This window comes from Pseudomonas sp. SWRI81, assembly GCF_014268545.1.
Lineage (GTDB): Bacteria > Pseudomonadota > Gammaproteobacteria > Pseudomonadales > Pseudomonadaceae > Aquipseudomonas > Aquipseudomonas hamedanensis.
On record NZ_JABWQS010000012.1, the window covers coordinates 42,016 to 62,402 of the forward strand.

Annotated in this window: 18 protein-coding genes; 16 read left to right on the forward strand and 2 right to left on the reverse strand. The window is 61.3% G+C overall.

Annotation, left to right across the window (positions count from 1 at the left end; translation table 11 throughout):
- The first annotated feature begins 13 nt into the window (after positions 1 to 13).
- The 4 genes from HU765_RS10380 to HU765_RS10395 all read left to right on the forward strand — a co-directional run bounded on the left by HU765_RS10380 (position 14) and on the right by HU765_RS10395 (position 4,580).
- Positions 14 to 1,369: a pitrilysin family protein gene (locus HU765_RS10380; protein ID WP_186620242.1), complete on the forward strand. Its 1,356-nt coding sequence runs from the start codon at positions 14 to 16 to the stop codon at positions 1,367 to 1,369.
- Positions 1,362 to 2,849, forward strand: a complete 1,488-nt coding sequence (locus HU765_RS10385) for a pitrilysin family protein (RefSeq protein ID WP_186620243.1) — start codon at positions 1,362 to 1,364, stop codon at positions 2,847 to 2,849. The genes HU765_RS10380 and HU765_RS10385 overlap by 8 nt, the downstream gene beginning before the upstream one ends.
- Positions 2,849 to 3,463: a 16S rRNA (guanine(966)-N(2))-methyltransferase RsmD gene (rsmD, locus tag HU765_RS10390; protein ID WP_186620247.1), complete on the forward strand. Its 615-nt coding sequence runs from the start codon at positions 2,849 to 2,851 to the stop codon at positions 3,461 to 3,463. Before HU765_RS10385 ends, rsmD begins: the two co-directional genes overlap by 1 nt.
- 121 nt (positions 3,464 to 3,584) lie before the next feature.
- Positions 3,585 to 4,580: a hydrolase gene (locus HU765_RS10395; protein ID WP_186620249.1), complete on the forward strand. Its 996-nt coding sequence runs from the start codon at positions 3,585 to 3,587 to the stop codon at positions 4,578 to 4,580.
- Positions 4,581 to 4,833: 253 nt separating this feature from the next.
- Here the strand turns inward: HU765_RS10395 and HU765_RS10400 are convergent, their stop codons facing one another.
- Positions 4,834 to 5,688, reverse strand: coding sequence for a sulfurtransferase (locus tag HU765_RS10400; protein ID WP_186620251.1), 855 nt, complete (start codon positions 5,686 to 5,688; stop codon positions 4,834 to 4,836).
- Positions 5,689 to 5,721: 33 nt separating this feature from the next.
- Complete coding sequence (locus tag HU765_RS10405; RefSeq protein ID WP_186551217.1) at positions 5,722 to 6,393, reverse strand: TetR/AcrR family transcriptional regulator; 672 nt, start codon at positions 6,391 to 6,393, stop codon at positions 5,722 to 5,724.
- 148 nt (positions 6,394 to 6,541) lie between these two features.
- Here HU765_RS10405 and HU765_RS10410 point away from each other — a divergent pair, with 148 nt between their 5' ends.
- From HU765_RS10410 to HU765_RS10465, 12 genes are all read left to right on the forward strand, one after another.
- Positions 6,542 to 7,972 carry a coniferyl aldehyde dehydrogenase gene (locus HU765_RS10410; RefSeq protein ID WP_186620253.1) on the forward strand — a complete coding sequence of 477 codons (1,431 nt, stop codon included), beginning with the start codon at positions 6,542 to 6,544 and terminating at the stop codon, positions 7,970 to 7,972.
- A gap of 30 nt (positions 7,973 to 8,002) precedes the next feature.
- On the forward strand, positions 8,003 to 8,548 hold the full coding sequence (locus HU765_RS10415; protein WP_186620255.1) for a twin-arginine translocation pathway signal protein: 546 nt from the start codon (positions 8,003 to 8,005) through the stop codon (positions 8,546 to 8,548).
- Between the two features lie 123 nt (positions 8,549 to 8,671).
- A complete protein-coding gene (locus HU765_RS10420) occupies positions 8,672 to 10,267 on the forward strand; it encodes a GMC family oxidoreductase (protein WP_186620257.1) in 1,596 nt (531 codons plus the stop codon).
- A gap of 115 nt (positions 10,268 to 10,382) precedes the next feature.
- The gene (coaD, locus tag HU765_RS10425; protein ID WP_042606545.1) at positions 10,383 to 10,862 is read left to right on the forward strand and encodes a pantetheine-phosphate adenylyltransferase; all 480 of its coding nucleotides are present in this window, start codon (positions 10,383 to 10,385) and stop codon (positions 10,860 to 10,862) included.
- 162 nt (positions 10,863 to 11,024) lie between these two features.
- Complete coding sequence (locus tag HU765_RS10430) at positions 11,025 to 11,276, forward strand: YfhL family 4Fe-4S dicluster ferredoxin (protein WP_046487844.1); 252 nt, start codon at positions 11,025 to 11,027, stop codon at positions 11,274 to 11,276.
- A gap of 274 nt (positions 11,277 to 11,550) precedes the next feature.
- Positions 11,551 to 13,680 (forward strand): flagellar biosynthesis protein FlhA, encoded by a 2,130-nt coding sequence (flhA, locus tag HU765_RS10435; RefSeq protein WP_186552037.1) that lies wholly within the window; start codon positions 11,551 to 11,553, stop codon positions 13,678 to 13,680.
- Between the two features lie 11 nt (positions 13,681 to 13,691).
- Positions 13,692 to 15,032, forward strand: a complete 1,341-nt coding sequence (gene flhF / locus HU765_RS10440; RefSeq protein WP_186552038.1) for a flagellar biosynthesis protein FlhF — start codon at positions 13,692 to 13,694, stop codon at positions 15,030 to 15,032.
- Between the two features lie 116 nt (positions 15,033 to 15,148).
- Positions 15,149 to 15,979, forward strand: coding sequence for a flagellar synthesis regulator FleN (gene fleN, locus HU765_RS10445; RefSeq protein WP_003222917.1), 831 nt, complete (start codon positions 15,149 to 15,151; stop codon positions 15,977 to 15,979).
- Complete coding sequence (gene fliA / locus HU765_RS10450; RefSeq protein WP_016771059.1) at positions 15,976 to 16,716, forward strand: RNA polymerase sigma factor FliA; 741 nt, start codon at positions 15,976 to 15,978, stop codon at positions 16,714 to 16,716. Before fleN ends, fliA begins: the two co-directional genes overlap by 4 nt.
- Positions 16,717 to 16,883: 167 nt before the next feature.
- Positions 16,884 to 17,255: a chemotaxis response regulator CheY gene (locus tag HU765_RS10455; protein WP_024012118.1), complete on the forward strand. Its 372-nt coding sequence runs from the start codon at positions 16,884 to 16,886 to the stop codon at positions 17,253 to 17,255.
- A gap of 18 nt (positions 17,256 to 17,273) precedes the next feature.
- Entirely contained in the window at positions 17,274 to 18,062 is a 789-nt protein-coding gene (locus HU765_RS10460) for a protein phosphatase CheZ (protein ID WP_042607546.1), read from the forward strand.
- 38 nt (positions 18,063 to 18,100) lie between these two features.
- Positions 18,101 to 20,362: a chemotaxis protein CheA gene (locus tag HU765_RS10465; protein ID WP_186620258.1), complete on the forward strand. Its 2,262-nt coding sequence runs from the start codon at positions 18,101 to 18,103 to the stop codon at positions 20,360 to 20,362.
- The last annotated feature ends 25 nt before the right edge of the window (positions 20,363 to 20,387 follow it).

Here is a 20,387-nt window from a genome sequence, read left to right on the forward strand (position 1 = left end):
GGTTGAAAAACGAATGAATGCTCTAGCCCGCCGCGCTGCCGGCCTGCTGCTCAGCGCAGTCTGCCTGCCCCTTTCGGCCCTGGCGGCCGACCCGCAACCGACCCATGAATTCACCCTCGACAACGGCCTCAAGGTTGTCGTGCGCGAGGACCATCGTGCGCCGGTGGTTGTTTCGCAGATCTGGTACAAGGTTGGCTCCAGCTATGAGACCCCGGGCCAGACCGGCCTGTCCCACGCGCTCGAACACATGATGTTCAAGGGCAGCGAAAAAGTCGGCCCCGGCGAAGCCTCGCTGATCCTGCGCGACCTCGGTGCCGAAGAGAACGCGTTCACCAGCGACGACTTCACGGCGTATTACCAAGTGCTGGCCCGCGACCGCCTCGGCGTGGCCTTCGAGCTGGAAGCCGACCGCATGGCCAATCTGCGCCTGCCCGCCGACGAGTTCGCCAAGGAAATCGAAGTCATCAAGGAAGAGCGCCGCCTGCGCACCGATGACAAGCCGATGTCCAAGGCCTACGAGCGCTACAAGGCCATGGCCTACCCGGCCAGCGGCTACCACACGCCGACCATCGGCTGGATGGCCGACCTGGAACGCATGAAGGTCGAAGAGCTGCGCCACTGGTACCAATCCTGGTACGCGCCGAACAACGCCACGCTGGTGGTGGTCGGTGACGTCACCCCGGACGAAGTGAAAACCCTCGCCCAGCGCTATTTCGGTCCGGTCGCCAAGCGCGACGTGCCGGCGGCGAAAAAGCCGCTGGAACTGGCCGAGCCCGGCGAACGCCAGATCACCCTGCGCGTGCAAACCCAGCTGCCAAGCCTGATGCTCGGTTTCAACGTGCCGAGCATTGCGACGGCTGAAGACAAGCGTTCGGTGAACGCCTTGCGCCTGATCTCCGCCCTGCTCGACGGCGGCTACAGCGGGCGCATCCCGACACAACTGGAGCGCGGCGAAGAACTGGTCTCCGGCGGCTCGTCGGACTATGACGCCTACACCCGTGGCGACAGCCTGTTCACCTTGTCGGCGACGCCGAATACGCAGAAGAAAAAGACCCTCGCTCAGGCTGAGGCCGGCTTGTGGAAACTGCTCGATCAGTTGAAAACCACCGCGCCGTCTGCCGAAGAGCTGGAACGTGTGCGCGCCCAGGTCATCGCCGGTCTGGTCTACGAACGTGATTCGATCACCAGCCAGGCCACCGCTATCGGTCAACTGGAAACGGTCGGTCTGTCGTGGAAGCTGATGGACACTGAACTGGCCGATCTGGAAAGCGTGACTCCGCAAGACATCCAGAACGCCGCGAAAAAGTATTTCACCCGCGAACGTCTCAGCGTCGCCCACGTCCTGCCACTGGAGACGACTCATGAGTAAGCGCACATCCCCACGCCTGTTGCTCGGCCTGATCGGCGTGGCCGTGATTGGCTCTGCTGCGGTGTACCTGTCGCCAAGCGCTGACAGCCATGCCAGCGAAGCACTGGATAACGCCAAAACCAGCCAGAAACTGCAATCGCTCGCCGAGCTCGACGGCAAGGCCCCCGCCAGCCGCAAGCTAGACGTGCAGACCTGGAACACCGCCGAAGGTGCGAAAGTGCTGTTCGTCGAAGCCCATGAGCTGCCGATGTTCGACATGCGCCTGATTTTCGCCGCCGGCAGCAGTCAGGACGGCAACGCCCCTGGCCTCGCGGTGCTGACCAACGCCATGCTCAACGAAGGCATCGCCGGCAAAGACGTCGGCGCCATCGCTCAGGGTTTCGAAGGCCTCGGTGCCGATTTCGGTAACGGTGCGTTCAAGGACATGGCGCTGGCCTCCCTGCGCAGCCTGAGTGCCGCCGATAAACGTGAACCTGCGTTGAAGCTGTTCGCCGAAGTGGTCGGCAAACCAACCTTCCCGGCGGACTCCTTCGCGCGCATCAAGAACCAGATGCTCGCCGGTTTCGAATACCAGAAGCAGAACCCCGGCAAACTGGCCAGCCTGGAGCTGATGAAGCGCTTGTATGGCGATCACCCGTACGCGCATTCGAGCGACGGCAACCCGCAGAGCGTGCCGAAGATCAGCCTCGCGCAATTACGCGAGTTCCACGCCAAGGCCTACGCGGCGGGCAACGCGGTGATCGCTCTGGTCGGCGACCTGTCGCGGGCCGAAGCCGAGGCGATCGCCAATCAGGTCTCCTCCGCCCTGCCGAAAGGCCCGGCGCTGGCGCCGATCGCTCAGCCGCAGGAACCGAAGGCCAGCGTCAGCCACATCGAATTCCCGTCCAAGCAAACCAACCTGATGCTCGCGCAACTGGGCATCGACCGTGACGATCCGGATTATGCGGCGCTGTCGATGGGCAACCAGATTCTCGGTGGCGGCGGTTTCGGTACGCGCCTGATGAGCGAAGTGCGCGAGAAACGCGGCCTGGCCTACGGCGTGTACTCGGCGTTCAGCCCGATGCAAGCCCGCGGCCCGTTCATGATCAATCTGCAGACCCGCGCGCAAATGAGCGAAGGCACGCTGAAACTGGTGCAGGACGTACTCGCCGATTACCTGAAAAGCGGGCCGACGCAGAAAGAGCTCGACGACGCCAAACGCGAGCTGGCCGGCAGTTTCCCGCTGTCCACCGCGAGCAACGCCGATATCGTTGGCCAACTCGGCGCCATGGGCTTCTATAATCTGCCGCTGAGCTATCTGGACGACTTCATGCGTCAGTCCCAGAGCCTGACCGTGGAACAAGTCCGCGAGGCCCTGAACAAACACCTGAGCACGGATAAAATGGTCATCGTTACCGCCGGCCCGACCGTGCCGCAAGAGCCGTTACCGGCCCCATCTGATAAACCTGCCGAGCAACCGCTCGGGGTTCCGGAGCATTAATGGCCACTCGACCAGCGAAAAAACCTGCGCAAAACGTGCACAACGGCGTGAATCAGCTGCGCATCATTGGCGGCCAGTGGCGCAGCCGCAAACTCAGCTTCCCTGACGCACCGGGCCTGCGCCCGACGCCGGATCGCGTGCGTGAAACCCTGTTCAACTGGCTCGCGCCGTATGTTGAGGGGGCCAAAGTCCTCGATCCGTTCGCCGGCAGCGGCGCGCTGTTTCTCGAAGCGCTGTCCCGTGGCGCGGCCATGGGCCAGGCGCTGGATGCCAGCAACATTGCCGTCTCCAGTCTCAAAGAACACCTTGGCACCCTGCGCTGCACCAACGGTCAGGTACAGACCGCCGACGCGCTGCGCTATCTGGAAACCCAGACCGCGACGCCGTTCGATCTGGTGTTCCTCGACCCGCCGTTCAACCAGAACCTGCTGCCAGCGGTTTGCACATTGCTGGAAGAACGTCAGTGGCTGGCGGCGGATTCGTGGATCTACACTGAAAGCGAGACAGCGCCCTCGACTCTGGGCCTGCCGGGCAACTGGCGCCTGCACCGTGAACAGAAGTCGGGGCGGGTTTACTACGCGCTGTGGCAGCGCACGGCAGACATCGCCGATTAGTCCAAGGCGAGCAAGTACCTGTGGCGAGGGAGCTTGCTCCCTCGCCACAATGAGCCTGTGTATTCCGAAAATTGACTATCGGCCTTGTGGGCCTCATCACATCGCTGCATCGAGAACCATCGTGTCCGCCTCTTCAGAACGGTTTATCCCCGCCTTCGGCCTCGGCAATCCACACTTGCAAACCTTGTGGGGGCCGCTGTGGCGCAAGACGGTGCACATCGAACGTGAACGAGAGCGCTTATGGCTCGAAGATGGCGACTTTCTCGACCTCGACTGGCACGGCCCGCACAGCGCCGAGGCACCGCTGGTACTGGTGCTGCATGGCCTGACGGGTTCGTCCAATTCGCCCTACGTGGCGGGCATTCAAAAGGCACTGGCCGATCAGGGCTGGGCCAGCGTCGCGCTTAACTGGCGCGGTTGTTCCGGCGAACCGAACCTGTTGCCACGCAGCTACCATTCCGGCGCCAGCGAAGACCTCGCCGAAGCCATCCAACACCTGCGCGCCAAGCGCCCGCTGGCACCGCTGTACGCGGTTGGCTATTCACTGGGCGGCAATGTGCTGCTCAAACATCTGGGCGAAACCGGCAGCGCCAGCGGCGTACTCGGCGCGGTGGCGGTGTCGGTGCCGTTCCGCCTTGATCAGTGTGCCGACCGTATCGGTCAGGGTTTTTCCCGGGTCTATCAGGCGCACTTCATGCGCGAGATGGTCGCTTACATCAAGAACAAGCAACGCCAGTTCCAGCACGACGGGCGTGAGGACGGGCTGGCAAAACTGGCGGCGCTCGGCTCGCTGGAAAACATGCGCACGTTCTGGGACTTCGACGGCCGGGTGACGGCGCCACTGCACGGTTTCACCGACGCCGAGGATTACTACCGCCGCGCGTCAAGCCGCTACTACCTCGGCGAAATTCGCACGCCGACCCTGATCATTCAGGCCGCGGACGATCCGTTCGTGTTCCCCCACAGCCTGCCGCAAGCGGCTGAGCTGTCGGACTGTACGCAGTTCGAATTGCAAACGCGTGGCGGTCACGTCGGTTTCGTCGACGGCTCGGTTCGTCAGCCCGGATATTACCTGGAGCGGCGTATCCCGCAGTGGCTGGCCGCCGCTGGTCTGTGAGCGCCGAGTAACCTCTTGTAGGAGTGAGCCTGCTCGCAATGCGGTGTGTCCGTCAGCAATCATGCTGGACGTGCCGACGCCTTCGCGGGCAAGCCCGCTCCCACACGGATTTGCGCTTTGATCAGACTTTGCGTTGTGGCACAAGACTATGGGGGAGCGGGCTTGCTCGCGAAAGCGGTGTGTCAATCAGCGCTGAATTCACAGACAAACCGCTATCGCGAGCAGGCTCACTCCTACAGGAGGTTTGTGGTGGTTATGCGCCGGTGGCAATGCCGCGCGAAGGCTCGTTGATCCACTCGCTCCACGACCCGGCGTACAGCGCGCCCAGCGGATAGCCCGCCAGGCACAGCGCGAACAGGTTGTGACACGCCGTTACTCCGGAACCGCAATAGGCAACCAGGTCCGCTGGCGAACGCTCACCGAGCTTCACGGCAAAGCGCTGTCTGAGCTGATCCGTCGGCAGGAATCGCCCGTCGCTCCCGAGGTTGTCGGTGAATGCCGCGCATTGCGCACCGGGAATATGTCCGGCAACCGGATCGATTGGTTCCACTTCGCCTTTGAAGCGCGGCAAGGCCCGGGCGTCGAGCAGGGTCAGCGTCGGTTGGCCGAGGCGCTGCTGCAATTGTTCGGCGCTGAGCAGCAGGCGCATGTCAGGCTGACCGGTGAAACTGCCCGGCGTCACGCTTGGCGGATCCAGGCTCAGCGGCAGGCCAGCCGCGTGCCAGGCCTTGAGCCCGCCATCGAGGATAAACACACCGTCACGCTTGCCCAGCCACGCCAGCAACCACCACGCCCGCGCGGCATATGCGCCCGGGCCGTCGTCATACAAAACCACCTCGCTGTCATTGCTGATGCCCCAGGCTTGCAGGCGCTCGATCAAGGCTGCCGGCTCCGGCAATGGATGGCGACCCGTTACGCCCTTCTCGACCTTACCGCTGAGGTCACGCTCCAGGTCCGCAAAGCTCGCCCCGGCAATGTGCCCTTCGGCGTAGCTGCGTTGGCCGTAGTCCGGATCTTCGAGGGCGAAACGACAATCGAGAATCACCAGCCCCGGCTGCTCTTTGCGGGCATCGAGGGCTTGCGGGCTGATCAATTGCGCTATCGGCATAACGGGGCTCCTGGTGGCTTTCAACACTACCGTTTACTGCACGTCTTCGAGGGCCTGGGCCAGCGGTACGTAGAACTCGTCGAACAGGGCATTGACTTGCTCACGCGCCTGCTCGGTGACGAATCCCGCCTCCAGCACCAGCACCTGGTACACGCCACGCTTTACCGCCTGTTCGCTGAGGTGATTGGAATTCTCCCGGGTGGTGCACAGAAAACGCACCCACGACGTCAGGATGATCCAGGCGTTGAGGGTCAGCGATTCGATCTGCACGCGATCCATTTTCAGGATCCCGGCGGCGACGAAACCTTCGTAGATCGCCGCGCCCTGGATCACGCAGCGCTGGGAAAAGCGTCGGTAACGCGCGGCCAGTTCCGGGTCGCTGTCGAGCAGATGTTCGAGATCGCGGTGCAGAAAACGGTAACGCCACATCGCCGACAGCAATTCCTTGAGATAGAAACGCTTGTCTTCGACGGTTGCCGCGCGCCCCTGCGGCGGACGCAAGAAGCTGTCTACCAGCGCTTCGTACTCGCTGAACAGCACAGCGATGATCGCCTGCTTGTTAGGGAAGTGGTAGTACAGGTTGCCCGGAGAAATCTCCATGTGCGCGGCGATGTGGTTGGTACTGATGCTGCGCTCGCCCTGTTGATTGAACAGCTCCAGGCTGTTCTGCACGATGCGCTCGCTGGTTTTTATTCGTGGGGCCATGGCTTGAGCTTTAATTCAGAGTGCGTAGACGGAGCATCTTACGACCTAACCGGAAATGGATAAAACACTGCTGCGCCGGGAAGTCATTTGACTTTCTAGAGCATAGACTCTAAAAAGTCCTCCACTACAATAAAATCCGGAGCCTTCGATGACCGCCGACATTGCTTATCTGCAGACGTTGCAACAGCCCCTGGACGAGCTGGATCGGTTGTTCGAAGCGCAACGCGCCGCTTATGCACTCAACCCGATGCCACCCGCCGCACAGCGCCAGCAATGGCTGAAGGCATTGCGCGAACTGTTGAGCAGCGAGCGTCAGGCATTGATCGAGGCCATCAGCGCCGACTTCAGCCATCGCAGCGCCGATGAAACCCTGCTCGCCGAACTGATGCCGAGCCTGCACGGCATTCACTACGCCAGCCGCCACCTCAAGGGCTGGATGAAACCGTCGCGACGCAAGGTCGGTGCTGCTTTCCAGCCCGCTTCAGCGAAAGTGGTGTATCAACCGCTGGGGGTGGTCGGTGTGATCGTGCCGTGGAATTACCCGTTGTACCTGGCCGTCGGCCCGATGGCCAGCGCATTGGCGGCGGGCAATCGAGTGATGCTCAAGCTCAGCGAATCGACCCCGACCACCGGACTGCTGCTCAAGCAACTGTTCGCGCGGATCTTCCCCGAAGACCTGGTCTGTGTAGTGCTCGGCGAGGCCGATGTCGGCGTGGCGTTCTCGCGCCTGCCCTTTGATCACCTGCTGTTCACCGGCTCCACCAGCGTCGGCAAACATGTCATGCGCGCCGCCGCAGAAAACCTCACCCCGGTCACCCTGGAGCTGGGCGGCAAGTCCCCGGCCATCGTGTCCCGCGAGGTCCCCCTCAAGGACGCCGCCGAGCGTATCGCCTTCGGCAAAACCCTCAATGCCGGACAGACCTGCGTCGCCCCCGATTACGTGCTGGTGCCGGAAGACCGCATCGGTGCCTTCGTCGAGGCCTATCGCCAAGCCGTGCAGGGCTTTTACCCAAGCCTGGCGGACAACGCCGATTACACCGCGATCATCAACGACCGCCAGTTGGCGCGCCTCAACGGCTATGTCAGCGACGCGACCAGCAAGGGTGCGCTGTTGATTCCGTTGTTCGAGCAAGGCCAGGGCCGACGCATGCCGCACAGCGTGCTGTTGAATGTCAGCGACGAGATGACCGTGATGCAGGACGAAATTTTCGGTCCGCTGCTGCCGATCGTGCCGTATCGGGATCTGGAGCAGGCATTTGCTTACATCAATCAACGGCCTCGTCCTCTGGCTCTTTACTACTTCGGCTACGACAAACGCGAACAGCAGCGCGTGCTGCACGAAACCCATTCGGGCGGCGTGTGCCTCAACGACACCTTGCTGCATGTGGCACAAGACGACATGCCGTTTGGCGGCATCGGCCCTTCAGGCATGGGGCATTACCACGGCCACGAAGGTTTTCTGACTTTCAGCAAGGCCAAAGGTGTGTTGATCAAACAGCGCTTCAACGCGGCGCGATTGATTTACCCGCCGTACGGCACATCGATCCAGAAGCTGATCCAGAAGCTGTTCATCCGCTAAATAGCTGTCACTGCCCGGGTAATAAAAACAATGCACCCAAGCCTGACCGAAACACCTGCCCTGTCGCGCCGTGGCCTGCTGAAATTCAGCCTCGGCGCCACGGCGTTTCTCGCCACCGCCGGGCTTGGGGCGAGCCTCAGCGGCTGCTCTTCAAGCGTTATGGCCAACGGCTTCGTCGCGCTGCGCGACGGCGACCTGTTGTTTTTGCGCGCACTGATCCCGGTGATGCTTGACGGCGCCGTGGTCGCGGCGAACATGCCCGCTGCGGTGGACGGTACGCTCAAGTCGCTGGACTACAGCCTTGATCGCCTGTCGCCGGAAATGCTCAAGCTCACCCGGCAACTATTCGACGTGCTGGGCATGGCCGTGACCCGTGGTCCGCTGACCGGCATTTGGGGCAGTTGGGAAAATGCCAGTCCCGAAGCGATGCGCAGTTTTCTCGAGCGCTGGGAAAACAGTTCGTTGAGCCTGCTGCGCATGGGCCATAGCTCGTTACAGCAAATGGTGATGATGGCCTGGTATACCCGCGCCGAATCCTGGGCTCATTGCGGTTATCCCGGGCCGCCGAAGGTCTGACAACCGCGTCGCGGCTTTCGCGAGCAGGCTCGCTCCCACAGGAAAAATGCATTTCAGAATGTGGGAGCGAGCCTGCTCGCGAAGAGGCCCTCAAAAAACAATAAAAACCAGAGAACCTGATCGATGCCCGTACCCGACCCCTTCCGCGAAGGCCTCGCCCGAGGCTGGAAAACTTACAACGGCGCGCAACTGACCGACGACCTCAGCCTTGAAGCCGATGTGGCAATCATCGGCAGCGGCGCCGGCGGTGGCACCACGGCGGAAATCCTCAGCGCGGCCGGCTACAAGGTCCTGTTGATCGAAGAAGGCCCGCTGAAAACCAGTTCCGACTTCAAACTGCTCGAAGACGAGGCCTACAGCAGCCTCTATCAGGAAGGCATCGGCCGCATGAGCAAGGACGGCGCGATCACCATCCTGCAGGGCCGCGCAGTCGGCGGCACGACGCTGATCAACTGGACGTCGAGTTTCCGCACGCCCGAGCCGACCCTCGAACACTGGGCCAAAGAACACAACGTCACAGGCCACAGCCCGGCAGAGATGGCGCCGTGGTTCGAAAAGATGGAACAGCGCTTGGGCGTGGCCCCGTGGAGGGTTCCGCCCAACGCCAACAATGACGTGATCCGCAAAGGCTGCGAACAGCTCGGCTACAGCTGGCACGTGATTCCGCGCAACGTACGCGGCTGCTGGAACCTCGGTTATTGCGGCATGGGCTGCCCGAGCAACGCCAAGCAATCGATGATGGTCACGACCATCCCCGCAACGCTGGAAAAGGGCGGCGAGCTGCTATATCTGGCGCGGGTGGAAAAGCTGCTGATCAGCGGCGACAAGGTCTCCGGCCTGCATTGCGTGGCGATGGACGAACGCTGCGTCGAACCGACCGGACGCCGCATCACGGTCAAGGCGCGGCACTACGTACTGGCCGGCGGCGGCATCAACAGCCCGGCGCTGTTGCTGCGCTCAGATGCCCCGGATCCGCATAAATGCCTGGGCAAGCGAACCTTTCTGCATCCGGTGAACATGTCCGCCGCGCGCTTCGCCGATGTGGTCAATCCGTTTTACGGCGCGCCGCAATCGATTTATTCCGACCATTTTCAGTGGAAGGACGGCACCACCGGACCGATGGCGTTCAAGCTGGAAGTACCGCCGCTGCACCCGGCGCTCGCGGCCACCTTACTCGGTGGTTTTGGTCAGGAAAACGCACAACACATAGGCGATCTGCCACACACCCACGCGATGCTCGCGTTGCTGCGCGACGGTTTTCACCCTGACAGCATTGGTGGCTCGGTTGAATTGCGCAGCGACGGTTCGCCAGTGCTCGACTATCAGGTTTCGCCCTACGCCTGGGAGGGGCTGCGTCGGGCCTTTCACGTCATGGCCGAAATCCAGTTCGCCGGTGGCGCGCAATCGGTCATGCCGATGCACGCCGATGCGCGTTACGTGAAGACCCTTGGCGAAGCTCGCACCCTGATCGATGGCCTGAGTCTCGAGCTGTACCGCACGCGACTGGGCAGCGCCCACGTCATGGGCGGCTGCACGATGGGTGAGGACCCGAAAAACGCGGTCACCGACAGCCTCGGTCGCCATCATCAGCTCAGTAATCTGTCGATTCACGACGGCTCGCTGTTCCCCACCAGCATCGGCGCCAACCCGCAGTTGTCGGTGTATGGCCTGACCGCGCAACTGGCCACGGCGCTTGTCGACCGGCTGCAAAACCCATGAATTTTCGCGATATTGCCATCGTCTATAGTGCTTTCTTACCCAACAGGCGACTTGGCCGACCGGGAAGGCTGCGATACCATCCGACTCCCCAACGGACTCCCGCCAGGACGACGCGATGAACCGAGTGTTGTACCCAGGTACCTTCGACCCTATTACCAAGGGCCATGGCGATCTGGTCGAACGCGCCTCGCGCCTGTTCGATCACGTGATCATTGCGGTCGCCGCCAGCCCGAAAAAGAACCCGCTGTTCCCGCTGGAACAACGGGTCGAACTGGCTCGCGAGGTCACCAGACACCTGCCGAACGTGGAAGTGGTCGGTTTCTCGACGCTGCTCGCGCATTTTGCCAAGGAGCAGAACGCCAACGTGTTCCTGCGCGGCCTGCGCGCGGTGTCGGACTTCGAGTACGAGTTCCAGCTGGCCAACATGAACCGCCAGTTGGCCCCGGATGTGGAGAGCCTGTTCCTCACCCCGTCGGAGCGTTACTCGTTCATTTCGTCGACACTGGTGCGGGAAATTGCCGCGCTGGGTGGCGATATCAGCAAGTTCGTTCACCCGGCCGTGGCCGACGCATTGACCCTGCGCTTTAAAAAGTAAGCGCTGCCGAAGGCTCGGGCTGCGATCAGACGATCTTTTGATCCTGAAATGATCGCAGCCGAGCGCCCTTGATCGCCCCCGCGTGCACTGCGAGCGCCAATGCGGCACAATTGTGCGCATTGATTTATAGCGCCCGGGCGTGCCGCCCCGGCTGGAGTTAGCATGTCCCTGATCATCACCGACGATTGCATCAACTGCGACGTCTGCGAACCCGAGTGCCCGAACGCCGCCATCTCCCAAGGCGAAGAGATCTACGTGATCGACCCGAACCTGTGCACCCAGTGCGTCGGCCACTACGACGAACCGCAGTGCCAGCAGGTCTGCCCGGTGGATTGCATTCCGCTGGACGAAGCCCATCCGGAGACGGAAGAGCAGTTGATGGCGAAGTACCGCAAGATCACGGGCAAGGCCTGAGCCTTCAGCGCCTTTACCGACGCTATCGCGAGCAGGCTCACTCCTACATTGGAACGGGTTTCAACTGTAGGAGTGAGCCTGCTCGCGATAGCGGTATGTCAGCTAAACGTGTGTTGACTGATACACCGCTATCGCGAGCAGGCTCACTCCTACAGAGGGGCGTGTTCATCTCTCCATTTTATCTCCCCGGCAAAAGTTGGAAGGCTTCTTGCAATAGCCGCCCTGCGCCCGTTCGGGGCGTCAAAAGTTTGCTTTAAAGGAACGGGGAAAACCGGTGGATCGCTCTCAGTTAATCAACACTGCTCGCACAAACGTTGCCGACCTCAGCCGGGGCAATCTGGGCGTGCCGTTGCTGCTGTTGGTCATGTTGGCGATGATGATGTTGCCGATCCCGCCGTTCCTGCTGGACGTGTTTTTCACGTTCAACATTGCGTTGTCGATCGTGGTATTGCTGGTCTGCGTCTATGCCCTGCGGCCGCTGGATTTCGCCGTGTTCCCGACGATTCTGCTGGTGGCAACGCTGATGCGTCTGGCGCTGAACGTAGCGTCTACGCGCGTGGTAATGCTCCACGGTCAGGACGGCCACGCCGCCGCCGGTAAGGTGATTCAAGCCTTCGGTGAGGTGGTGATCGGCGGTAACTACGTGGTCGGTATCGTGGTGTTCGCGATTCTGATGATCATCAACTTCGTCGTGGTCACCAAGGGCGCCGGGCGAATTTCCGAGGTGAGCGCGCGGTTCACCCTCGATGCGATGCCCGGCAAACAAATGGCGATCGACGCCGACCTCAATGCTGGTTTGATTGATCAGAACCAGGCCAAGTCGCGCCGTCAGGAAGTCGCCCAAGAGGCTGAGTTCTACGGTTCGATGGACGGTGCCAGCAAGTTCGTCCGTGGTGACGCCATCGCCGGTCTGTTGATTCTGTTCATCAACCTTATCGGCGGCATGGCCGTGGGTATCTTCCAGCACGGCATGACCTTCGGCGATGCCGGCCGGGTTTACGCCTTGTTGACCATCGGTGACGGTTTAGTGGCGCAATTGCCATCACTGTTGTTATCAACAGCGGCAGCGATCATGGTGACCCGTGCTTCCGGCTCGGAAGACATGGGCAAACAGATCAACCGCCAGATGTTCGCCTCGCCCAAAGCGCTGGCGGTGGCGGCTGGTTTGATGGCGGTGATGGGCCTTGTGCCGGGCATGCCACACTTTTCCTTCCTGAGCATGGCTGCGCTGGCTGCCGGTGGTGCATACCTGTTCTGGAAAAAGCAGAACGTCGCCAAGGTCGTTGCGCTGGAAGAGGTCAAGCGTCAGCAGGAGCTGCTGCCATCGCCGGCCCGCGCCATGGAAACCAAAGAGCTGGGCTGGGACGACGTGACGCCGATCGACATGATTGGCCTGGAAGTCGGTTATCGGCTGATCCCGCTGGTCGATCGCAACCAGGGCGGGCAATTGCTCGCGCGGATCAAGGGCGTGCGCAAGAAGCTCTCGCAGGATCTGGGCTTCCTGATGCCGACCGTGCACATCCGCGACAACCTCGACCTGGCGCCAAGCGCCTATCGCCTGACGCTGATGGGTGTGATCCTGGCCGAAGCCGAGATCTATCCGGACCGCGAACTGGCGATCAACCCGGGGCAGGTCTACGGCACGCTCAACGGCATCAACGCCAAAGATCCGGCTTTCGGCCTGGAGGCGGTGTGGATCGAAATCAGCCAGCGCGCCCAGGCGCAATCGCTCGGCTACACCGTGGTCGACGCCAGCACCGTGGTCGCCACGCACTTGAACCAGATTCTGTACAAACATTCCAGTGAGCTGATCGGCCACGAAGAAGTGCAGCAACTCATGCAGTTGCTGGCCAAAAGCTCGCCGAAACTGGCTGAAGAGCTGGTGCCAGGCGTGGTCTCGCTGTCGCAGTTGCTCAAAGTCCTGCAAGCGCTGCTCGCCGAACACGTGCCGGTGCGCGACATTCGCAGCATCGCGGAAGCCATCGCCAACAACGCCGCCAAGAGTCAAGATACCGCCGCGTTGGTGGCCGCTGTACGGGTTGGCGTATCCCGCGCCATCGTCCAAAGCATTGTAGGCACTGAGTCCGAGCTGCCTGTGATCACATTGGAACCAAGGTTGGAACAGATATTGCTCAATAGTCTGCAGAAGGCAGGACAAGGCTCGGAAGAGGGCGTTCTGCTGGAGCCAAGCATGGCCGAGAAGCTGCAACGTTCGCTCATTGAGGCGGCGCAGCGTCAGGAAATGCAAGGGCAGCCGGTGATCCTGTTGGTCGCCGGCCCGATACGCGCGATGCTCTCGCGTTTTGGCCGCCTCGCCGTCCCCGGACTGCATGTGCTGGCCTACCAGGAAATACCGGACAACAAGCAAGTGACCATCGTTGCGACAGTAGGGCCCAACGGCTGAGGTAGTGGTTTATGCAAGTTAAGCGTTTTTTCGCCGCCGATATGCGTCAGGCCATGAAGCTGGTTCGTGATGAGCTGGGCGCTGATGCCGCCATCATTGGCAACCGCCGCATCGCCGGCGGCGTCGAGCTGACGGCGGCGCTGGATTACAAACTCTCGGCACTGACGCCGCGGGTGCCGAACATGGAACTCGAAGACGAGTTGCGCAAGACCCAGTCGCGCATCGTCACTGCTCAGGCCGAATTGAGCATGCGCGGCGAAGCCGACGGCAACACCAATCGCCAGCTGTTCGCCGGGCTGCCTTTGACGGCGGGCCTGCCGCTGACCGCTGCCGAGCCGCTGAGCGAGCCGACCTACGCCGCACCGGCGCGTCCTGCTCCGGCGCCTGCACAAGCCTCCGCCGGGGTTGATCCGCGTGCGCTGGATTCGATGCGTTTTGAACTGAACAGCCTGCGCGAGTTGATGGAAGTGCAGCTCGGCACGCTGGCCTGGAATCAGCTGCAAGGCAGCCGTCCCGCCCAGGCCAATCTGTATCGCCGCTTGCAGCGCATCGGTCTGTCCGGTCCGTTGTCCCGCGACCTGCTGGCAATGATCACCGATATCGAAGAACCGCGTCAGGCCTGGCGCATGCTGCTGGCGCACCTGGCACGGATGATTGCCGTGCCGGAAGTCGAGCCGCTGGAAGAGGGCGGCGTGATTGCGATGGTCGGCCCTGCCGGCATGGGCAAGACCACCACGCTGGCCAAACTCGCCGCACGCTACGTGCTCAAGTACGGCGCGCAGAACGTCGCGCTGGTGAGCATGGACAGCTTCCGCATCGGCGCGCAGGAACAGTTGAAAACTCTCGGCCGCATCCTCAACGTGCCAGTGACCCACGTCGATCCGGGTCAGTCGCTGGTTCAGGCTTTGGATCCATTGCTGCGCAAACGCGTGGTTTTGATCGATACTGCAGGTCTGCAAGCCAGTGATCCGGCGTTGCGCATGCAGCTTGAGAGCCTGGCCGGGCGTGGCATTCGCTCAAAAAATTATCTGGTATTGGCAACCACCAGCCAGAAACAGGTTCTAACGGCCGCTTATCACAGCTACAAGCGTTGCGGGCTGGCCGGCTGCATTCTGACTAAACTGGATGAAACGGCCAGTCTTGGTGAAGTGTTGAGCCTGGCGATCAGTCATGAATTGCCGGTCGCGTACCTGACCGATGGCCCACGGATTCCGGATGATCTGCATCTGCCGCGCCGTCATCAACTTGTCAGCCGCGCCGTCAGCGTGCAAATGCAGGAAGAACCCAGCGAAGAAGCCATGGCTGACATGTTCGCTGATATCTATCACAGCCCGACCAAGCAGGTTGGCTGAGGTATTCATGAACAGTTTTTGTACCTACATCGATGGTCTGCCACGCATTGTTCCGATCCGGAACGCGCAGCCAGTAATGTGGCCTCCGTCTATGCAAGACAAGGTAAAGAAATAACATGGGCAGCATGCATCCCGTACAGGTGATCGCGGTGACCGGCGGCAAAGGTGGCGTCGGCAAGACTAACGTGTCAGTGAACTTGTCGCTGGCGCTGGCAGAGCTTGGCCGTCGGGTCATGCTGCTGGACGCCGACCTGGGCCTGGCGAACGTCGACGTCCTGCTGGGGCTGACACCCAAGCGCACGCTGGCCGATGTGATCGAAGGCCGTTGCGAACTGCGCGACGTGCTGTTGCAGGGGCCAGGCGGGATCCGCATCGTGCCGGCCGCCTCCGGCACCCAGAGCATGGTGCACCTGAGCCCGGCGCAACATGCCGGCCTGATTCAGGCGTTCAGCGACATCGGCGACAATCTCGACGTGCTGGTGATCGACACCGCTGCCGGTATCGGTGACTCAGTCGTCAGTTTCGTCCGCGCCGCCCAGGAAGTGCTGCTGGTGGTCTGCGACGAGCCGACCTCGATAACCGACGCCTACGCACTGATCAAATTACTCAACCGCGATTACGGCATGAACCGCTTCCGCGTCCTGGCCAACATGGCGCAGAGCCCGCAGGAAGGGCGCAACCTGTTCGCCAAGTTGACCAAGGTCACGGACCGCTTCCTTGACGTCGCCCTACAATACGTCGGCGCCGTGCCTTATGACGAAAGCGTGCGCAAGGCCGTGCAGAAGCAGCGTGCGGTCTATGAAGCGTTTCCGCGTTCCAAGTGCGCCCTGGCCTTCAAGGCGATTGCGCAGAAAGTCGACACCTGGCCGTTGCCGGCCAACCCGCGAGGCCACCTCGAATTTTTCGTCGAGCGCCTCGTGCAGCAAACCGCAGGGCCCGTGTTATGACCGCCAGTGGCATGAATCTGTACAAGAAGTCGGCGCGTGACGCGCAGTACGAGTTGATCGAGCGTTACGCGCCACTGGTCAAACGCATTGCCTACCACTTGCTGGCGCGATTGCCGGCCAGTGTTCAGGTGGAAGACCTGATCCAGGCCGGAATGATCGGCCTGCTTGAAGTCTCGACCAAATACGACGCCAGCAAGGGCGCCAGTTTCGAAACGTACGCGGGCATTCGAATCCGCGGCGCGATGCTCGACGAAGTGCGCAAAGGGGACTGGGCGCCACGCTCGGTTCACCGCAATACCCGTATGGTCAGCGACGCGATTCGCTCAATTGAAGCTAAAACCGGCCGTGATGCTAAAGATCACGAGGTTGCGGCCGAACTCCAATTGAGTCTCGACGATTATTACGGGATTCTGAATGACACCTTGGGCAGCCGCCTGTTCAGTTTCGACGACCTCTTGCAGGACGGCGAACACGAAGGGCTGCATGAGGATGGCGCCAGTGCTCATATGGAGCCGTCACGCGATCTGGAAGATGAACGCTTCCAGGCGGCGCTGGCGGACGCGATTGCCAATTTGCCGGAGCGTGAGCGACTGGTGTTGGCGCTGTACTACGACGAAGAGCTGAACCTCAAGGAGATCGGTGAAGTCCTTGGCGTCAGTGAATCGCGGGTCAGCCAGTTACACAGCCAGTGCGCGGCCCGTTTGCGGGGGCGTTTAGGGGAGTGGCGAGCGCGCTGAAGGCAGTGTGGGGACACTGCGAAACGAGGCTGGTGCGGTGATGAACGGCGCCGGTCTCGATCCGTTGTGTTCCAGACAAACTTCGAGTGCTATGCCGATTGATTGAAGTGGCGCGTCCAGGTGCTGGGCGCGTTTAAGACTGCTTGGAGGTCGAATTGAACAAAGACATGAAAATCCTCATCGTTGATGACTTCTCAACGATGCGGCGGATCATCAAGAACCTGCTGCGCGATCTTGGGTTCACCAACACCGTCGAGGCCGACGATGGCACCACCGCCATTCCGGTGCTCAACAGCGGCAGCATCGACTTTCTGGTAACGGACTGGAACATGCCGGGCATGACCGGTATCGACCTGCTGCGTCACGTGCGTGCCGATGAAAAACTCAAGCATCTCCCCGTGTTGATGGTGACTGCTGAAGCCAAGCGCGAGCAGATCATCGAGGCCGCTCAGGCCGGCGTGAACGGTTACGTGGTCAAACCTTTCACGGCTCAGGCGCTGAAAGACAAAATCGAGAAGATTTTCGAACGCATCGGCTGATGAATGCGCGGGGGAGCTATGGAGCATAACGAATCTTCACAGGGCGATTTTGAATCGACCCTGAAAAAACACGCGGTCGAACTGGTCGAAAGCCTTGAAAAAGGCAGGTTCGGCGACGCGGTGCAACTGATCCATGAGCTCAATCAGACCCGTGACCGCGGCCTGTATCAGGAAGTGGGCAAGCTCACACGTGAACTGCACAGTGCGATCGTCAATTTCCAGATCGATCCGCACATGCCGCAGGCCGAGGAAGTGTCGCAAATCACCGACGCCACCGAACGCCTGGGCTATGTGGTCAAGCTGACGGAGGCCGCGGCCAACCGCACCATGGATCTGGTGGAAAGCGCCACGCCGGTGGTCAACAGTCTGGCGGATGAAGCGCAGACGTTGAGTGCCGATTGGGGTCGCTTCATGCGTCGCGAGGTCGGGGCTGAAGAGTTCCGCGAACTGGCGCGCCGGGTCGACGGTTTTCTGTCACGCAGCAGCACGGACAACCGTGCGGTGTCGAGCAATCTCAACGACATCCTGCTGGCCCAGGATTACCAGGACCTCACCGGTCAGGTGATCAAGCGCGTGACCCAACTGGTCACCGAAGTCGAAAGCAATCTGCTCAAACTCGTGCTCATGGCCAGTCAGGTCGACCGCTTTGCGGGCATCGAACATGACCGCGCCGCAATGCTCGCCGAAAAAGATCCACAAAAACATCTCTCGCAGGGTGAAGGTCCGCAGATTCATGCCGATAAACGAGAAGACGTTGTGTCCGGTCAGGACGATGTGGACGATTTGCTATCCAGTCTTGGATTTTGATGTTTTAGGTTTTTAGACCTGTTAGGAGCACCCCATTAATGAGCTTCGGCGCCGATGAAGAGATCCTTCAGGATTTCCTGGTTGAGGCCGGCGAGATTCTTGAGCAACTGTCCGAACAACTGGTCGAGCTGGAAAGCCGTCCGGATGATGCAGATCTGCTCAATGCAATTTTTCGCGGTTTCCACACTGTAAAAGGGGGCGCCGGCTTCCTTCAGCTCAATGAGCTGGTGGAGTGCTGTCACATCGCCGAAAACGTGTTCGACATCCTGCGCAAGGGTGAGCGTCGCGTTGATGCAGAACTGATGGACGTTGTACTCGAAGCACTGGACGCGGTGAACAGCATGTTCAGCGAAGTCCGTGAGCGCGCACCGATTACTGCCGCAACGCCAGAATTGTTGGCCGCGCTGGCACGTCTGGCCGAGCCGCAAACGGCCGATGAAGCCCCGGCTTCGCCGGTGGCCGAGATGATCGAAGAACTGGTCGTCGAAGGCGACTCGGGCGACATCACCGACAACGAATTCGAACAACTGCTGGACTCGCTGAATGCCGTCAAGGCCCAGGCCGAGGCTCCGGCGGCTGTTGTTGCGCCGGTTGCTGCGCAAGCGGCCAGCGATGAAATCACCGATGCCGAGTTTGAATCGCTGCTTGATCAACTGCACGGCAAAGGCCAGTTCGCCGTCGATGCGGTGGCCCCGGCGGCAGCGGCTCCGACAGCACCTGCCAAGGGCGACAGCTCGGACATCACCGACGACGAATTCGAAGCACTGCTCGATCAGTTGCACGGCAAGGGCAACTTCGCCGTCGACGCGCTGGAATCGGCGATTGCCTCGGCCCCTGCGCCTGCCGCACCGAAAGCCGCGGCTGCCGGCAGCGATCTGATCAGCGATCACGAATTCGAATCGCTGCTCGACGAATTACACGGCAAAGGCAAGTTTGACGCCGGCGCGGCGACTGCCGGCTCCGCATCAAGCGTTGCCACGCCGGCCGCCAAGGCTCCGGCTGCTGCCGCTGCTGTGCCGAAACCTGCCGCCAAGCCTGAGCCGAAGGCCGAAGCGCCGAAGCCGGCCGCTGCTGCCCCGGCGCCGGCCCGCGCGTCAGCCGCTGCCCCGGCAGAAAAACCGGCCAGCGAAGCCGAAACCACCGTGCGCGTCGATACCGCGCGTCTCGACGAAATCATGAACATGGTCGGCGAGCTGGTACTGGTGCGTAACCGTCTGGTGCGCCTGGGCCTCAACAGCGGCGACGAAGCCATGTCCAAGGCCGTGTCGAACCTCGACGTAGTCACGGCTGACTTGCAGACCGCCGTGATGAAGACGCGGATGCAGCCGATCAAGAAGGTCTTCGGGCGCTTCCCGCGTCTGGTTCGCGACCTCGCGCGTCAGCTCAAGAAAGAGATCAACCTGGAACTGGTGGGTGAAGAAACCGACCTCGACAAAAACCTTGTCGAGGCCCTGGCCGACCCGCTGGTCCACTTGGTGCGCAACGCCGTCGACCACGGCATCGAGTCGCCGGAAGAGCGCGAAGCGTCTGGCAAGGCCCGTGGCGGTCGTGTGGTGCTGGCGGCCGAGCAGGAAGGCGATCACATCCTGCTGTCGATCTCCGATGACGGCAAAGGCATGGACCCGAACGTCCTGCGTTCGATCGCGGTAAAACGCGGTGTGATGGATAAGGACGCGGCCGATCGCCTGAGCGATACCGAGTGCTACAACCTGATTTTCGCCCCGGGTTTCTCGACCAAGACCGAGATTTCCGACGTGTCCGGTCGTGGTGTCGGCATGGACGTGGTGAAGACCAAGATTTCCCAGCTCAACGGTTCGATCAACATCTACTCGACCAAGGGCCAGGGCTCGAAGATCGTCATCAAGGTGCCGCTGACCCTGGCGATCATGCCGACGCTGATGGTCATGCTCGGCAATCAGGCGTTCGCGTTCCCGCTGGTCAACGTCAACGAAATCTTCCACCTCGACCTGTCGACCACCAACGTCGTCGACGGTCAGGAAGTGGTGATCGTGCGCGACAAGGCGCTGCCATTGTTCTACCTCAAGCGCTGGCTGGTCAGCTCCGCCGCTCACGAAGAGCAGCGTGAAGGCCATGTGGTGATCCTTTCGGTGGGCACTCAGCGGATCGGCTTCGTCGTCGATCAACTGGTCGGCCAGGAGGAAGTGGTCATCAAGCCATTGGGCAAGATGCTCCAGGGGACTCCGGGCATGTCCGGCGCCACCATTACCGGTGACGGCCGCATTGCGTTGATTCTCGATGTTCCAAGCATGCTCAAGCGTTACGCCACAAAGCGTATTTGAATCCGGGGCCGTGCGGCGATAACGC

Bases quoted from the DNA above. Each gene is read 5' to 3' on its own strand.
- coaD (WP_042606545.1), top strand. From the start codon at position 10,383: ATGAACCGAGTGTTGTACCCAGGTACCTTCGACCCTATTACCAAGGGC.
- HU765_RS10430 (WP_046487844.1), top strand. From the start codon at position 11,025: ATGTCCCTGATCATCACCGACGATTGCATCAACTGCGACGTCTGCGAA.
- HU765_RS10385 (WP_186620243.1), top strand. From the start codon at position 1,362: ATGAGTAAGCGCACATCCCCACGCCTGTTGCTCGGCCTGATCGGCGTG.
- flhF (WP_186552038.1), top strand. From the start codon at position 13,692: ATGCAAGTTAAGCGTTTTTTCGCCGCCGATATGCGTCAGGCCATGAAG.
- HU765_RS10410 (WP_186620253.1), top strand. From the start codon at position 6,542: ATGACCGCCGACATTGCTTATCTGCAGACGTTGCAACAGCCCCTGGAC.
- HU765_RS10400 (WP_186620251.1), bottom strand. From the start codon at position 5,688: ATGCCGATAGCGCAATTGATCAGCCCGCAAGCCCTCGATGCCCGCAAA.
- HU765_RS10460 (WP_042607546.1), top strand. From the start codon at position 17,274: ATGGAGCATAACGAATCTTCACAGGGCGATTTTGAATCGACCCTGAAA.
- HU765_RS10455 (WP_024012118.1), top strand. From the start codon at position 16,884: ATGAAAATCCTCATCGTTGATGACTTCTCAACGATGCGGCGGATCATC.
- rsmD (WP_186620247.1), top strand. From the start codon at position 2,849: ATGGCCACTCGACCAGCGAAAAAACCTGCGCAAAACGTGCACAACGGC.
- HU765_RS10420 (WP_186620257.1), top strand. From the start codon at position 8,672: ATGCCCGTACCCGACCCCTTCCGCGAAGGCCTCGCCCGAGGCTGGAAA.
- HU765_RS10465 (WP_186620258.1), top strand. From the start codon at position 18,101: ATGAGCTTCGGCGCCGATGAAGAGATCCTTCAGGATTTCCTGGTTGAG.
- fliA (WP_016771059.1), top strand. From the start codon at position 15,976: ATGACCGCCAGTGGCATGAATCTGTACAAGAAGTCGGCGCGTGACGCG.
- HU765_RS10415 (WP_186620255.1), top strand. From the start codon at position 8,003: ATGCACCCAAGCCTGACCGAAACACCTGCCCTGTCGCGCCGTGGCCTG.
- fleN (WP_003222917.1), top strand. From the start codon at position 15,149: ATGGGCAGCATGCATCCCGTACAGGTGATCGCGGTGACCGGCGGCAAA.
- HU765_RS10380 (WP_186620242.1), top strand. From the start codon at position 14: ATGAATGCTCTAGCCCGCCGCGCTGCCGGCCTGCTGCTCAGCGCAGTC.
- HU765_RS10405 (WP_186551217.1), bottom strand. From the start codon at position 6,393: ATGGCCCCACGAATAAAAACCAGCGAGCGCATCGTGCAGAACAGCCTG.